Source organism: Flavobacterium sp. SH_e (assembly GCF_025717045.1).
Classification (GTDB): Bacteria; Bacteroidota; Bacteroidia; order Flavobacteriales; family Flavobacteriaceae; genus Flavobacterium.
This window is the reverse complement of the sequence record NZ_JAOVZN010000012.1, coordinates 86,272-100,401: the sequence shown is the minus strand read 5'-3', so window position 1 is coordinate 100,401 and position 14,130 is coordinate 86,272. Positions and strand designations below refer to the sequence as shown.

The following is a 14,130-nucleotide window of genomic DNA, read 5'->3' as shown; positions in this document are numbered from 1 at the left end:
GATGAATTTTAGATTTCTCTAAAATGTTTTATAAATTGATTTTTAGAGATTCTTTTTTTCAAGCATTCAGTAAATGAAATTTCTTTTTTTAGATTCCTCCGTCGGTTATTACCCAATTGTTTGGTGATGAAGTTAAAATCGTTTTGCCGGTGCTTGAAGCAGAAGTATATTTTGCACTCCCAAAGGATACAGTTATTGGCGTTTTAATAGGTCGAGAACTCCATCCATTATAGATTGAATCTAGGTTTGAAGATGAGAAATTGGAAGGAGATTTATTTACCATGAAATTAGTAAAATCAGTTACATTACTTATATTCCAGTTTCCAATGTCTTGATTGAAAGCAACGCTTCCTGCAGTAGCACCAAACATCTGGGACATATTTGTTACTGCTGATGTATTCCAATTTCCAATAGGCTGGTTAAAAGTTGTTAAATTACGAGAATTAGTATTTGCAAACATTTGGCTCATGTTGATAGGCCCTGTTGTACCTAAAGACCAATTGTTGATGTCTGGGCTTTCTCCATTATTAAACTGTCTAGCGCCTAAAAACATACCAGAGAAATTTGAAACCTTGGAGACATCCCAATTTCCAAGATTTTGATTAAATGCACCTCCATCAGTTCCGCCTTGTTTGAACATATTTGACATATTTGTCACATTTGAAGTATTCCAGTTTCCAATTGGCTGATTAAAGTAATGAAAACCATTTCCAGTTTTTTGAAACATATCAGACATATTTGTAACGGCAATTGTATTCCAATTACCAATAGGTTGATTAAAAATCATTATTGAATCACCGCCACCCCCTTGAAACATGCCACTTAAACTAACAGTCCCTGTTGTTTTTAAATTCCAATTGTTTATATCGGCACTTCCTCCATTATTGAAAGCAGCAGCACCATTAAACATTAAATTAAATACACTTACATTACTTACATTCCAAGAACCAATGTTTTGATTAAATAATTTAGCCCCTTGAAACATTGAAGTCATATTAGTTACATTTCCTACGTTCCATAAGTTTAATGGCTGATTAAAATTTGTCGTATTAAATACACTTGTCATACTAGTGACATTAGAAGTATTCCAGTTATTTATTAAATTACTTCCACCATTGTTGAATATTACAGCATTTGTAAACATACTATTAATACTAGTAGTATTAGATAAATTCCAATTGCCAACATTTTGATTAAAGGATCTTGCGTTATAGAACATGTTATTCATTGTAATAACTTTAGAAGTGTTCCAATTGTTTATATTAGATGATTCTCCATTGTTAAAAGCTATTGCGCCTGAAAACATTGCATCTGTAGTAGTTACGTTTTCTATATTCCAATCTCCTATAGGCTGATTAAATTTTGCAGCATTTACAAATACATTCGAAAGTGCTGAAAGCTTGGATGTATTCCAATTATTTATTGAGTCGCTTCCGCCGTTATTAAACACTGAAGCAGCATAAAACATATTATTTATGCTAACGGTATTGGATAAATCCCAGTTTCCAATGTTTTGATCAAAAGATGAAGCACCACTGAACATACTGGTCATAGAAGTAACATTTGAAGTATCCCAAGAACCAATATTTTGATTAAATGAAGTAGCACTTTGAAACATACTTGTAAAAGTAGTGGCATTAGAAACATTCCAGGAATCAATATTTTGATTGAAATCAGTTGCATTTTGAAAAAATCCAGTAAAATTTGTACCGCCTGTCGTATTTAAACTGTTTAAATCTTGATTAAATCTTGGACTATTTAATAAGAATTGAGACCAATTAGAAACATTCTCTGTATTAGCTAAATTGACTGCTGAATTAAAAACAGTCATTCCTGACAGCATAAGATTAGCATTATTCGCAGATGCCATATTTATTGATATCGAAGAGTTAAAACTAGTAGCTCCTAATAAAAAATTACTAAACAAAGTAACATTATTCATTGTATTTATATTTAACGGCACATTTAATCTGGTACATCCAGCCAATAAAAGATTACAATTAGTTACAAGAGAAAAATTCCATTCATTAAATCTATTTATTACAGTTAATGAAGAGCAATCTCTAAAAAATTGATTGCAACTATTTAAATTACCTAAATCTAATACATCTGATACTGTATTCAATGTTAAGTTGGCACACCCATAAAAACATGAATGTATTCCTTGCAGCATTTTTAATTTGCCCCAAGTTGATACAGATAATATTTTCAATCGATCTCCAGTATTGTTAAATTGCCATCCTTGACAGGTTCCATTTATTTTAATTACATAATCACCTGCGACTGAATATGTATGAATTGCCTGGCTTGATGCAGTAATAATATTGGAGGTTCCATCGCCCCAATCAACTGTAAAATTGTAAATTCCAGAGCTAACTAAAGGCAGTTTTATTTGTGTAGCGGTACTAGATCCAGTAGAAGTGTTTGAGGTTCGCCAGGTAGAAACGAAAGAATTTTTATTTCTACCAAAAATCGTATTTTGCAATAAAGCTCCCATAATTATACGCCTAATAATAAAATACTATTTGTAGTTCCTCTTTTTGTAAAAGTGAAAATTTGTTTTTCGCCTGTTGCAGAAGGAGTTCCAAATAACCAGCTGTGAGGAGCTGTAATTACCCAATTGACAGTAACTCCAGCTAAAGTAATTCCGTTAAAAATAAAACTATCAATTAATGTGGCTGGAACTGTAATAGTACAGTTTGCTGTAAAAAGAACTGTTTTTCCATGCCAGTTAGAAGAGATGGTTTGGCTTGCATTAACTTCTAATTGATTTGAAATATCTTGTTTGTTAGACAGATCAATATTTCCATTTCCAAGAATTGATTCACCATTTATTGTTTTAAAAGTTTTCTCTGGAATATCATTAAAAGTTAATTCACCATTTTCATTGGTAATTAAAATTTTATTTTGCTGATTTGTTTCTAAATCAGCCACTTTTATTCTATTGTGATTTGTGCTCATTTTAGGAGTATTTTTTATTAAATTTTTCTATTTTCTTTCATTTATTAATAGATTAAAAGAGTTGTAGATTCAGGCATTAAATAAATAACATTATATTAAACATAATTATTGAAAAACAAATATTTTCAATAATTAGCACTACTATTGTAAGTTCGTTATGTAATTTTGTATCTAATGAGAATTAGGTGTTAAGTCTACTATTGTAACTCCTGTACCTGAAGCGGTCGCAGGATTTACTAAATTGGTTGCATTTGTTTTAAAGAAGCCAATTTTATTTAAAGTCATAAATCCTGAGGATGAATTTTGAAATGTAAACAGGTTTGTCGGTGTATCTTGAATTATATATGAGTCAATTATAGTCATAAGTGTATTTCCTTGTGACCATGAAAGCCATCCATTAGCAAATAATCCTGAAAGATATAGTGTTGAGTTTCTTATATTAATAATAGGCTGTGGAGTAGTAAAACTATTGATTCTACCAATAAAATTGTCAATAGATATTGAGTTTGGAATAGAAGATGGTAAATTGATAGCATAGTTCAAGTTTATCATTCTTCCAGTTATTTGATTCCTTAGATAAGTAAACGATGGACAAGTGAAAGAAACCCCTGTAACATCTAACATTGAGCTCATGCCATCTGTTATATCTGCATTACCACTATATTTCATTATTTTGTAGTAGTGTGTTGTGTCTTGAGCTTCCAATTTTAATGCATAAGTATCTGCATAAACTTCGTAAAATGAAAAACGAACACCAGTTGTATTATCATTTTTTAAACGCATCCCATTTGCCTTACTAGTAAATTTTCTTACTATAACATCACCTTGTCCGCCAAACAGTCTAAGCCCTGAAGTTGTGTTTTCACAATAGAAATTAACGACTTCAATTCTCATGTTTTCTGTACTGTACGAACCATTTCCAAAGAATCCAGCAAAACCTGTATGCATCGCATAAACATTTAGATTAAATAATTTTAACCTTAAAAAGACAGTTGGGCGCATTGAGCAGGTGCCTGTAGTTAGTTTTATTGTCATAGTTGACAAGGGAGCATCGACTTCAAATATATTTCCTCCTGAAAGTTCACCGTTTATTTCATTGAACAAGAATATTCCCGGATGAGGTGTCATTATCTTTATTGGACGTAATGGTGTTGCTGGTAATTGTCTAGATGTTGATGAATCTAAATAATATAAGGTCCACATTATACCATCATTTGCTGGTAAAGCAGCATAAGCAGCGGCAGCTGTTTTGAAAGGTTTTGAAGAATCAGTGACAATTCCATTAGAATCATTACCATTAACAGTATCGATAAAAACGGTATAAGGAACTTTAGCACCAGATAGAGCAATATTACCGATCAAAACCCACTCGTCTGTATCTATTTTTCTTAAAATTCTTGTTTCTCCTTTTACCGAACTTAAAGAAACATTAGAATTAATTGTAACACCTGAGCCACCGATTGTTACAATTCCTGCACCCTTTTGTGTATATTTTATCTCAGTTCCAATTGGTATGGCTACGTTTAAATTAGTTGGTATAGTAACTGTTACGGGATTTGCAGAACTAAAAACAGTATGTTTTTTATAGTCATCAATAGTATATGTATACGTTATCCCTCCTACAATATTTATTTCCAAAACGTAACTTACCTTGTTATTTTGTAAAATTTTGCCCTGCTCAGCTGTTAAAGCTTTTGTTGAACCACCAGTAATTAAATCATTTACTAGAATTGTACCGAAAGAATTATGGACCGTTTCAATTGCATCAGCTAATTTCTGAAGGCTATTTAAATCAGGATTGTCGGAGACTAGTAATTCGTTTATATCATCAATTAAATCTTTTAAAACTTTTCCCTGCCTAGCATCCAAAGCTTTTCCTTCTTCTGTATAATCTAAGCCATTATAACTATCGGCTTTGATCGAATTAATATCACGAAACTCCAGCTCGCCGCTGGAGTTTGTTCCTAAAATTTTATCTTGCTGATTTGTTTCTAAATCAGCGACTTTTATTCTATTGTGGTTTGCGCTCATTTTGTGGTATTTTTTAAGTAGTTTTTTGAAAAAAAATAATCTTTTGGGGTATAGAAACCCCAAAAATATTATGAATTATATTTTTTATGAAGATCTACCTGTTACTGTTACAGTATTGCTGTAAGGAGAAATGTATCCATTAGAATTAATTCTAATTTGATATGAATATGTCACACCATTTGATAATTTATCATGATAAAAGGTGTCTGTTGATGTTTGTAAAAGCATAGGAGTACCATTATTTATACTACGATATAATTCATAAGTTATAACTCCTGAATCAATATAATTTGGCCATTCAAGTATCATATTCTCGCCTCCATAATAGGCATGCTGTAATGTCGGTACGGTCGGATTTGTAATAGGGGTAATTGTACATACTCCCGCATTATTAGCATATATTTGAGCGTTACTCTGTAGCCAAGCAATTGCTTGATTATTTGCGTCTAATATACTTTCATTTGAAACAAATTGATTTGGATAGGCTGTAAGTGTGGCATCGCTTCCCATATATCCGGCACCACAATTATTTCTAGTTACAGTTTTGGTTTGTATGGTATTATAAAAACGAGCACTTGGTGGACATTCGACTTCATCTTTAAAAGGAGCAATATAATCTGGATCCGTAACTATATTGGGTTTAGTTTCTCCTGTTGAAGTGCTGTCATCTGTATAGTATCTTTCGAGCGTTTCAAAAGACTTGTATCCTGTATTTCCCATATTTTTAATAATTAATTACAACATTTGCAGTTGAGAGGTTGTTAGAATAATTAATGTACCCAATGTTGGTTACTTGGTCTATAGTTAAACGCTTTCCTTGTATTGAGACATTTTTTGAAAAATTCAGCTGTTGAACTTGCTGTCCATTGTTATTTACAATGTCTTTGCCTACTTTCTCCATAGTTCCACCAAGGTAGGTTGTGATTTCTACATCGATATTTCCAGTGTTTTTTGAATCCCACCAGACCCCAGCCATTCTTACTTGGATATGATTTAAAGTAGAGTAATCCTCTTTTATTTTTTTGAAATTTATAAGACAGGTTTCAACACCAGTTTTATCCGTTTCATCCCCACCCCACATTGCATAAGAATTTTGAGCCAAAGCACTTGCGGGAACTTCACTGCCAAGTCCAAATCCGACCCATTTATTGTCTAAAGTACCGATACCAGTATTTATAAGACCTGTAAAAGTATCTAAGTCGACACCCGCACCTAATGCCCATTTGTATTTAATTATCATATAATCAAAAGGGAGTAGAGTAGTTGATGGTTCTAATACACAAGATGGGTTTTCTCCTCGCCATGCAGTAGTTCTAATACTGCAAATCCCAGTATTGTTGGCATAAGCTTGTGCATTTGCAGTTAGCCAAGCTTGCGCTTGTTCATCTGCTTCGGCGACACTTTCTGTTGATACGAATTTGTTTGCCGGAGCAGTTAAAGTAACCAGGTTTCCAGCTGTTCCATAGGAGCAATCATTCTTTTTTACTGCTAAAGTCTTTTCAGTATTATAATAAACCGTTGTTCTTTCTGCTGGGCTATATTGATCTATATAAGCAAAAGGCTTATATGTTATATTTTCTTCCATATTTATTTAATAAAGAATAATTATTTGATTGTATACTCATTTAAAATTCATAAACGAGTATTCGTTACATAGGACTTACTGGCCAAACGATTGTTGCTGTATCTTCTAAATCAGTTAAATCTCTAAGTTCTTGTCTGTAGTTTTTCCAAGCTTCTTTTTTCTCTTCAGAAAGTGGTGAATCTTCGACTTGTGTCCAATCGCTATTCATTAAAAGCGCATTTCTAGTGATTCTTAAGTTTGCTAAAAGCTCTTCTTTATTTTGAACAAAAGGAGAAAATGTATGCTTGCCTTCAATTACTTTATAATTTTTAGATAATGCTTGCTGCCACTCTTCTTCGGTTAATTCAATATTAGGTTGAGGAATATTTTCATGAATTCTTTCGACATAAAAACCTGTGTATTCTCCATTTTCGTTATAAGTTGCTTTATACATAATTTTTGTTTTTTAGTTTATAATTAATATCCAATTGCAAACATGTACCCGTTATTTCCATCGATAAGTGCATAGTAATTATTCTTTGTAATATTAGCCACATGATTGTATCCTCGACTTCCTGAACTTGTTCTTAGAGTTGATACTATTACACTAAAAGCACCAGTAGGCCATGTCAAAGGAAAGCTGTAAGTGTTAGCATTATTTCCTAAATAGGCCCATTGAATAATTAGTCCGTTGCTGAATCTCTGAAAGCCACTGCTATTGTTGGGAAGAAAATCAGAATGCCCCGCATCATAATCAGAACCTGGAGAAGTTGATACAGAACCGTCTGCCATTAAAAATTGACTAGAAGTTCCGCCAGTTTTAATAAAGCTTTTACCTTCAACTGTTTCTGTAAAAGTTTTATTTCCTCCAATGGTCTGAGCTGTTGTTAAATCAACATATTTGGAATTTAATTCCAAATCAGATAAAGTAACAGTGCTTTTGTACCAATAATCAACTTCGATATTACGATTGCTTATTACCGCAGAGAATGTAATAATACCATTGTTGTAATCAACAGCATAATCTTTGCCTGCGCCTTCTCGAAGCAGTTGGCCGTTTTTATAGATTCTAATGCTATCTTTTACAGGTATTTCTGTTAAAGTGATTTTATCATTATTAAAAGTTAGTTCGTCAAAATTTTCTTTAAAAGGAATAGACAAACTTCCAAGAATAGGATTAGAGACAGCCTCCTCAGAGTCAGAAATATTTTTTGACCAGTAATTTATTTCAATATTTCGACCAATTACTGGAGCCGAAAAAGTAAGTACACCACTATCGTAGTTTACATTGTAATCTTCAATTTCTTTTAATAATTGTCCGTTTTTATAGACTTTAGCGCTGTCTGCAATAGGAGCAGGATCTAGTTGAATAGATGATCCCGAAAAGTTATCTTGAAATTCTTTGTAAGGAACGTAACAATTACCGGCAATAATTCCCGCATTTTGAAATGCAGCTTTTAGAAGTGCTGGAGTGATATAATGCTGATTATCTGTTCCTGTTTCGACCATTTGTAAGTCGGCTTTATCATCGTCTTTATGAACGAAATTGTCAAAAATTTCGACAAAATCAAGGTGCGACGGAATATCTCCATTGTTGAATTTGTTGTGAAAATCATTTCTGCTTGTTGCCATTTTATTTAGTTTTATTTCTTTGCTTTTAAATATTTTAATGAGACCTGAAATAAATACCAATGATTTGATTCATTGGTATTTATTAATTTTAAAGAGTTAGGATTTTTTCGTCGCTGCTTAACATTCCTGATGAATTTTCTGAGATTACTTTAAAATGATGGTAGATTCTGTCACCGTCTTCATTTTTGATAGTTAATTGGGCCGTTTTTAGTTTCGTCAATTGAAGCGGTAATGCAACATCTTGCAGATTTGTTGAAATTTCATGAATTTTTTCCCAATTTGCTTGACTGTTCATTTTGTATAAGTGATATTTACCATTATAAACTGTTTTCTCCCAGTTGAAAATTACAGAAGTAAGTGTTTCTCCATTTGTTCCCGTGACAGTTCCAGAAGTTTCTAAAATTGGAGATTCTGGCGAAATATTATCAACAATAATTGTTGCTGTAATTTTTGAAGGCTGTGAAGGAGTATAATCAATATTTATAATTGAATTATCTGTTGTTGATTCTGGTTTTGCGTATTCAATTTGTTTGGAAACTGTAATTCTGTAAAAAAGACCATCGCCAAAAGGGACTTCTTCTAAATCTTCAAAATCGTCGTAAATAGTCCATACATTTTCAAAATCAGCAGATAGAGTATCTTCATTAATAACAATTTCTTTAGCCAATTTCATTGTTCTTATTGACTGAGCTTCGAGAATTGTTGCCGCACGATAAATATTAATCTTTCTGATTTTATATTCTGGCTGATATGCATTTAACTCAATCTGAACAGCAGGTTTAATTCCTAATACCTGATTTTCTAGAATTGGCATAATTCTCTTAATTTCTGGAGCTTTGGGTGGAGTAGAAGCTACTAATTTTACTGGCCCTAAAACATCACTAAAATCTCCAAAATTCATTTTAATGTCCATTTCGCGAACAGCATAGAAATAGATATTTTGTGAATTTCCATCCAGATTAAAATCGGTAAATTGTACTCTGTTTTCTGTTTCATTTACAACTTTCATCATTGGTGCAATGTCAAAATCAGCATCAGTTGGCTTTAAAGCATTTCCGTTTTTATCTTTAATGGTCTGTTTTTTATTAATAGGGACATAGTCATTGTCTTTGATATGCTCATAAATTACAGGAACTTCAGTTAATGGAACAAAAGCATTATAAATGGCTTGTTCAATAAAATAAACTGCTAGCATCGGTTCCTGAACTCCTTCATCTTTAGAAATTAAAACCTGATTAAGTGATCCTATTGAAGTAATTACTTCTGCTTTTTTTGCATTTTTATCTAAAGTGCTATTATGCCATTTGATAAAGTCATTAATTAGTTCTATAAATTCATCATTGTCAGGCAACGGAAATTGATAATTTTCTTCAGATTCATTTTTTGGAAAAACGTCATATTGACCTCTTGTAGCAAGTCCGTTAAAATCTAAAAAATCTACCCATCGTTTGCTAAAATCGATTTCGTCATTTCCGCCAAGTTTGTTCAATTCTTCACGAATTGTACTTACAGTTGTTGGTTTGTATAAAACATTCAGCAAATCTTCGTCATTAGCTCTGTAATGCAATAGTCCATAAGGTTTTCGCTCTTCATTATATTTAGTCGTGAAAGTGAAAGTTGAACGATTGTAAAAATCTGGACGTGTTGCATACAAACTGCCACCAATAATCTCTTCAGGTTTTTCAGTTTTCTCGACCTTGACAGCATACATTGGACAAGGAATGCTAATTTTTGATTTGTAACAAATAGCTGGCTTTGAATGTGTGCTGATTCCGAAACTAGAGTAGTGTGTACTTTCATTTTCTCTTGGCTGAATATTTTCTTTTGTAATTCCCGAAACAGGATCTGCATACAAATAAACCTTGTAACTTGGATAGTAGTTTACACATTGAGAAACATACTCGTTAGGATAACTTGGCGACTCATTTTCTTCAAGAGAACCATCTTTTGCTCCTAAAATTTCATCGTAGTTCTCAGCCATGGTTTGTGTGACGTAATTACCAAGTTTAAAATCAGGATCGTCAATGTACAAGACTAAGTTTCCGGTGGTGCCAATGTTTTCTGTTTTATAAACTTTAAACTCTTTTCTCGATTTTACTGGGACAGGATTTCCTTCTTTAAAAGCGCTTTTTGTAAACAATCTCACAATACCATTTGACCATTCCACAGAGTTTTCTTTCTCTGATTTAAATTGCGAATGCTGAGGTAAACTAAAGTTTCTGAAAATAATTTTATATAATCCTAAATGTTTTTTCTGACCTTTTGGTAATGGAATCAGATCGCCTTCTTCATTTACTTTGTATTCTCCTTTTTCATCCATTTCGTAGGAATTTTCAAAAACTCTTTCAATTACAGCTTTATTCCAAACCCCTCTTGTTTTTTCGACTTGCAGGTTCTCTCCGTTTTCATTCGTGTGATCTATAACTTCACGATGAATAGCATTTAAGCTTTCAGGATATTGAACTGTAAAATCAATTTGAGGCTGATGCCAGTTAGATGCTGTTTGCATATTTTGCACTAGTGTACACAATCTACTTTCAGGGAGATTAATATCTTGAATCTGTTCAGAATCTATTGTGGCATCCCCATCAGCATGAAGCTTATCTGTTACTTCTTTTTTCAGTACTTCAACTAGAGCGTAATCAAAAACATCATTAAAATTTTCATCTTTTTTAAGTTTAACTTCGATATTTTGAATTACATAATTTTGATCTCCAATAGTTAAAATTCCTCCGTCAAATCTTGTTTTATTAGCATTATCTAATCCGATTTTAACCTGCTGACCACTACTGATAATTTTATACTCTCTTATTTTTACAATTGCAGTAAGGTTATTGACAGTATCGTTGTCAATAATTTCAATTTCACCATATTCAACTTCCGGAAGTCCGTCTTTGTAGTACAGTTTAAAATGATCCGCAAGTATTTCTTCAGTATCAGGAAAAATAGATTCTGTATCGGTTTCTGCATCTTCAACAGATATTTCTTTTGGAACAGGATAACTTAACAATTCCTGTGCAGAATAGTAATCAAACATGATTCGGACCAAAGTTTTGTCTGTTCCGGTAATCTTGCCTAATAGTTCTTGTTCTGATTGAGAAGTAAACAATAACGGATTTTCTTCTGTAACCAAAAGAGCATTCATATTGCTCGGAGGCATTAGATTATTGGCAGGTTTAATATCAGATTTAATGCTGATTTGACGACCAGATGCAGCTCTCGAGAAAATATTAATTCCATATCCTTGATAGATATAGGTGTTTTCACCTGTTTGTTCCTGAATAGCATTTAAAACTGATTTACCAGACTCAGGAATATTAATTGGAACAGTTTCAAATTCTGATTCTTTTAGATTTTGATTGACACTTTTGTATTCAACATCATGCGATAGTTCTGGATTTTTCCATGTTGTTTCAGAAGCAATTTTATGATCAATTCCTAAATATAAAGGGAAAGTAAAAGTACTTCCATCATATTCTGATGATGATTTGAAAAAATCATTTTTTGAATTAGGATTTACAGTATCATAATCCATGACATCATCCATAAACAAGCTCACATACCTTTTTTTTCCATCAAAACTGTAACCTTCGGGATCTGTAATTCTGTTATTTGGATTTTCATTCGAATCAACATTTAATCCAGGAACAATTTTGCTTAATTGGACAGGAAGAGGCATACGCTCTGTATTGATAGAAGTTGGAATACTCATCGAAAGATGTTGCATTTCTTTTCCTTCTATGCCATCTTCCAAACTTCCAAAAGTGGTATATTCTGTTAAATAAACATATTCGCCATTGTAAACTTCATCATCAAGATCTAAACAACCTAAACCTAGCATACGTGCAACGTGATAATCGTTTGCAGCAATGTTTAAGATATCCAGATACGATATTTCGGTTAAATTATCAGCGTATTTCTGTTCTTCTCCATCTTTTGGATCATTGATAGGGATACGATCACCAAAATGAATATCTTTTTCTGCCCTTGGATTATCTGATTTACTTAAATCAATATATTTCAGAACAATATCTTTGATGTTTTCGTCAGTAATATCATCTTCAGCAGTTGGTCTGTTCCATTTTGCTTTATAGTTTTTAATGTTTACATATTCACCATCATTAAATTTTAACCATTTTCCGTGAACAGTGTTTAATTTTGGTTCAAGCTGTTCAAAAACTTTAAAGTCATCAGTCTCAAGGCCATATTTTCCTTTTAAAATCCAGTCTCCGTTAGCATTAGCATTAGTAATGAAATCAGAATAAAACTCAAATTGAATAGAGTTTAAAAGGCAATAATTGGCTTTAAATCGAATACTTCTTCCATTTTCAGCAACTACACGAACCTTATCGTCTAGTTGTGCTGAAGTGTAGGTTTTACGGCTACTTACATTTTTAGAAGCGGTGATTTTGTTTTCGGCAACAGATAAAGTTTCTAATTTTACACTTTTTGAAACATTTGAAGATGAAAAATCTAATTCGGCAGCAAAGAATAAATCTGTTTTAGTTTCAATTTCCACTAAACTGTTTCCATAAGCTTGCATAAAAGCAACTGGATTAGTTAATGGATCGATGCCGAGTTTAATTAATTTATATTTTTTATCATCTTTAAAGTTAACATATACAGATCTTTGCGGATTTACTGTTTTATAAATCCAAAGTGCTTTTTTGTTGTCTACAACATTTGGATTTTGGGTTAAATCTACTGTTTGGCTGATTTTTGTGTAAGGTGCTCTGTAGACTTTTACAAAATCATCAGGTTTATTAAAGCTTGAATTAGAATTTTGTCCATCGTACAATTCTCCTTTTGGAAGGTGATTTTCACCTAATTTGCCAGTCAGCATCCATCGAAGATGAATTCCTTTTGTACTGTCAATTCCTCTTGAACCTGCTGCGGCGATTTGTAAATAGGCCGACTGCAGATTTGTTTTTTCTGAAGAAATATCAATGATTGATGATTCTCTCCCAACATTAAAATTAATACTTATTCCTAAAGGATTAAAAACACTGTTTAGATCTACTAGAGCTGAAAAATGGCCAAGAGCTAGAGCTTTCCCTTCAATTCGAATTGGAACTTCAACTTCAGATTTCCCTGAAATAGTTACCGAGTTGTCAAGCTTAAAAATAAGCCCATTTAGATTTTTTTCTTTATGAATTTTGGTTCCACCGCTTAAAGTCAGTGGAACTCTACTCTTGTTTCTTAGAACTAAAGTTCCACATGGTGTACTTACTCTTAATCCTTTTCTTAAAGAAGGATAAACTAAATTATCGTCAATAATGCTGACGTTAGAAAAACAGCCAATTTGTAAATCAGATAAGTTGGTTGCAAGTCTGTTTAATTCAATTCCTAAAGTACTGAAATCGGGAACTCTGATATAATCTGAATCTAAGGCAGAAGTCTGATCATTTTTTAAAACTGGTGTTCTTTCTAAAAAGTTTGTCAGCGGTGTTGTCAGTTCTTCAATAGTGTCAAACGAGCTTGTTACTCCGTACACAAAAACTTTCGAAGTTAGATTTAACTCCGTAAAAAGATTTTTTAAATAGTCAGAATTATTGACTTGCAGACCGTCAGTAACTACAAAAACGATATCTGGAGTAACAGATAAGTTTTTGGCAACATTTAAACCAGAGGCCCAATAATCTGATTGAATGCTTTCATTGCCAAGGCCATATAAATCAATCCAATCAATAAAATCCTGATAATTACTAGAAATTTTTTTCTGGATAACGTTATCGGGTCTAACAGCTGTATCGCTGTTAGACATTCCGATTAACGAAAGTGTGATATTACTTTGTTTCTGAGAATTGATAAATAAAGATAATCCGTCGCGAATTTGCTGTGCTTCGTTTCCATTGATCGAACCTGACTCGTCGACTACAATTGCTACATAAGTGGCACAGCCTGAGAGCTGGCTTTCCTGAAGATTTATAGAACTCATTTTT

Annotated in this window: 8 protein-coding genes; all 8 read right to left on the bottom strand. The window is 32.6% G+C overall.

Translation table 11 applies throughout. The features are described from left to right. Positions 1 to 88: 88 nt before the first annotated feature. Entirely contained in the window at positions 89 to 2,497 is a 2,409-nt protein-coding gene (locus OD917_RS22255; RefSeq protein ID WP_263525569.1) for a BspA family leucine-rich repeat surface protein, read from the bottom strand. A gap of 2 nt (positions 2,498 to 2,499) precedes the next feature. Next, a complete protein-coding gene (locus OD917_RS22250) occupies positions 2,500 to 2,961 on the bottom strand; it encodes a hypothetical protein (protein WP_263525568.1) in 462 nt (153 codons plus the stop codon). A 171-nt stretch (positions 2,962 to 3,132) separates the two neighbouring features. Further along, a complete protein-coding gene (locus OD917_RS22245; protein WP_263525567.1) occupies positions 3,133 to 4,992 on the bottom strand; it encodes a hypothetical protein in 1,860 nt (619 codons plus the stop codon). Positions 4,993 to 5,076: 84 nt separating this feature from the next. After that, positions 5,077 to 5,712, bottom strand: a complete 636-nt coding sequence (locus OD917_RS22240) for a DUF5977 domain-containing protein (protein ID WP_263525566.1) — start codon at positions 5,710 to 5,712, stop codon at positions 5,077 to 5,079. Between the two features lie 4 nt (positions 5,713 to 5,716). Then, on the bottom strand, positions 5,717 to 6,577 hold the full coding sequence (locus OD917_RS22235; RefSeq protein WP_263525565.1) for a DUF5977 domain-containing protein: 861 nt from the start codon (positions 6,575 to 6,577) through the stop codon (positions 5,717 to 5,719). A gap of 64 nt (positions 6,578 to 6,641) precedes the next feature. Then, positions 6,642 to 7,010 carry a tail fiber assembly protein gene (locus OD917_RS22230; RefSeq protein ID WP_263525564.1) on the bottom strand — a complete coding sequence of 123 codons (369 nt, stop codon included), beginning with the start codon at positions 7,008 to 7,010 and terminating at the stop codon, positions 6,642 to 6,644. A 23-nt stretch (positions 7,011 to 7,033) separates the two neighbouring features. Continuing rightward, positions 7,034 to 8,188 (bottom strand): hypothetical protein, encoded by a 1,155-nt coding sequence (locus OD917_RS22225; protein ID WP_263525563.1) that lies wholly within the window; start codon positions 8,186 to 8,188, stop codon positions 7,034 to 7,036. A gap of 88 nt (positions 8,189 to 8,276) precedes the next feature. Then, positions 8,277 to 14,126 (bottom strand): hypothetical protein, encoded by a 5,850-nt coding sequence (locus tag OD917_RS22220; RefSeq protein WP_263525562.1) that lies wholly within the window; start codon positions 14,124 to 14,126, stop codon positions 8,277 to 8,279. Between the last annotated feature and the right edge of the window lie 4 nt (positions 14,127 to 14,130).

What these genes read in the sequence shown, in the direction of transcription:
- OD917_RS22255 (WP_263525569.1), bottom strand. Translation starts at nt 2,497, where the DNA reads ATGGGAGCTTTATTGCAAAATACGATTTTTGGTAGAAATAAAAATTCT.
- OD917_RS22250 (WP_263525568.1), bottom strand. Translation starts at nt 2,961, where the DNA reads ATGAGCACAAATCACAATAGAATAAAAGTGGCTGATTTAGAAACAAAT.
- OD917_RS22245 (WP_263525567.1), bottom strand. Translation starts at nt 4,992, where the DNA reads ATGAGCGCAAACCACAATAGAATAAAAGTCGCTGATTTAGAAACAAAT.
- OD917_RS22240 (WP_263525566.1), bottom strand. Translation starts at nt 5,712, where the DNA reads ATGGGAAATACAGGATACAAGTCTTTTGAAACGCTCGAAAGATACTAT.
- OD917_RS22235 (WP_263525565.1), bottom strand. Translation starts at nt 6,577, where the DNA reads ATGGAAGAAAATATAACATATAAGCCTTTTGCTTATATAGATCAATAT.
- OD917_RS22230 (WP_263525564.1), bottom strand. Translation starts at nt 7,010, where the DNA reads ATGTATAAAGCAACTTATAACGAAAATGGAGAATACACAGGTTTTTAT.
- OD917_RS22225 (WP_263525563.1), bottom strand. Translation starts at nt 8,188, where the DNA reads ATGGCAACAAGCAGAAATGATTTTCACAACAAATTCAACAATGGAGAT.
- OD917_RS22220 (WP_263525562.1), bottom strand. Translation starts at nt 14,126, where the DNA reads ATGAGTTCTATAAATCTTCAGGAAAGCCAGCTCTCAGGCTGTGCCACT.